Source organism: Thalassobacterium maritimum (assembly GCF_031127805.1).
GTDB lineage: Bacteria > Verrucomicrobiota > Verrucomicrobiia > Opitutales > Coraliomargaritaceae > Thalassobacterium > Thalassobacterium maritimum.
On sequence record NZ_JARXHW010000147.1, the window covers coordinates 1 to 1236 of the forward strand.

A 1236-nucleotide genomic window follows, 5' to 3' on the forward strand; every position below is an offset into this window, starting at 1 on the left:
AAGTCATAAGCTTGTTTGGCAACGGATGGATACGCGCTTCAGCAAACGCTACCTGAGGTCACTATAGGATCAAACATTTTTAGAAATGGTATTACCGTGAATGCTCCGGCGAAACATGCCCAAAAGACTAAAGCTAATACGTGCTGCTCAATACTGATATAATAGTATTCGTTTGCTTTTTCTTTGAATCCTAAAGCGATGGCTAGGGCTAAGGATGGGATCCATAAAGCAGTCACTCGGAAACATTTTTTCACTTTTTTGTAGATCGATGAGGCCAGGCACCCAGCCTGACGAGTGTGTAGTTCAAGTGATTCTCAGATTGTCGGGCGGGTTACATGGGTTGACCTGTGCCGTCTGGTTCGGTCTCCGGCTCAGTGGGGATTTTTGTGTAGAATGCCCTGACAGTATTCTTAAGGCCTTGCCACTCTTCAGAGTAATAGGATGCTCCCCAACTGCCCAGCAAAGTGCTCTCCCTGAGGTTCTCTGGCATTGCTTTTTTCTTTTCAACGAAATCGATGCGAGCGTTTAGAATCGCTGCCTCGTATCCAAGTATATCGTGCTGGTCAGACTTTACGTGGAATTCTTCGCTTTTCTTTTCGAGCAGGCAAACGAGCTTTCGGCCTTCTTTGATGATGTCTGAATTCATTTCTTACCGAACGTAGAGATGTCTCAAGACTGAAGCGCGGAGCGCGAAAGGAATTGAGACGATCGACTGGTTAGTGCTTCTTCTTGTATGTTCGTGGGTCCTTCAATGACTCAATCAGTTCGCTGATACCTAGCTTCTCTGTATTCTCTTTCAGTTCCTTTTGAGTAAGCGGGCCGGCAACACTGGGAGTTTGGGTGTCTAAAATCCAATATGAATAGTTCCCTGATGGAATCATGTAGGTCTTCTGTTCCTGGTCCGGAGTTAGGTGGTCTCGTTTTGCTAGAATATATCTCGAATCCCAAGCAATCTCGACAACTTTCTCTTCAATTATCGGAGTTTCCTTACTCCATCCACCATAGGGGACGACAATGACTTGGTGGGCTGATGATCTAGAGAGGATGTATCCACCGCAGAGTTCTAGATGATAATCACTAGACCCTGCAAAGCCTGATAGGAGAAGTGCAAATGGAATTAAGAGTGCTCTTTTCATTTTCACTAACGTGGAGCACTATCGCGAGTGTAGCGCGTAGCGCGAAATGAGTTGATAGGTGCGTCTGGATATGCTGCCGCCCTTGGTCAGGTGGATTCCG

The 1236-nt window shown here is 46.2% G+C and carries 2 protein-coding genes; both read right to left on the minus strand.

Going from position 1 to position 1236, the window contains the following annotated elements:
• Positions 1-331: 331 nt before the first annotated feature.
• Complete coding sequence (locus tag QEH52_RS19710; protein WP_308952674.1) at positions 332-646, minus strand: hypothetical protein; 315 nt, start codon at positions 644-646, stop codon at positions 332-334.
• A 70-nt stretch (positions 647-716) separates the two neighbouring features.
• Positions 717-1136, minus strand: a complete 420-nt coding sequence (locus QEH52_RS19715) for a DUF3997 domain-containing protein (RefSeq protein WP_308952675.1) — start codon at positions 1134-1136, stop codon at positions 717-719.
• Between the last annotated feature and the right edge of the window lie 100 nt (positions 1137-1236).